Here is a 317-nt window from a genome sequence, read left to right as displayed (position 1 = left end):
ATCGGCTGTTTAATTAAGAAGAAACAGTAGTCGTAGTAGTTCCGCGTTGGGGCTGTAGCTCAGCTGGTTAGAGCACCGTGTTGATAACGCGGGGGTCGTTGGTTCGAGTCCAACCAGCCCTACCAGCAAAAACAGACCCGGGGGTAAGGTGGACGCTAGTCCAGCCAGACCTGCCAGTAATGTAATACCCCAGGGGGATTAGCTCAGCTGGGAGAGCACCTGCTTTGCAAGCAGGGGGTCGTCGGTTCGATCCCGTCATCCTCCACCAAAGTTTTACTCGAAAGTGCAAACGTAAGCCGGTCAACAAGACTGTGGTT

2 tRNA genes are annotated in these 317 nt (G+C 53.6%); both read left to right on the top strand.

Annotated features, from left to right (window positions below):
* Nucleotides 1-48 precede the first annotated feature (48 nt).
* A tRNA-Ile gene (locus MRBLMS1_RS18840) sits at nt 49-125 on the top strand.
* 67 nt (nt 126-192) lie between these two features.
* Nucleotides 193-268: transfer RNA gene (locus tag MRBLMS1_RS18835), tRNA-Ala, on the top strand.
* Nucleotides 269-317 lie beyond the last annotated feature (49 nt).

This window comes from Massilia sp. LMS1-1-1.1 (assembly GCF_040815535.1).
Lineage (GTDB): Bacteria > Pseudomonadota > Gammaproteobacteria > Burkholderiales > Burkholderiaceae_D > Janthinobacterium > Janthinobacterium aestuarii.
This window is presented reverse-complemented; position numbering and strand designations above follow the sequence as displayed.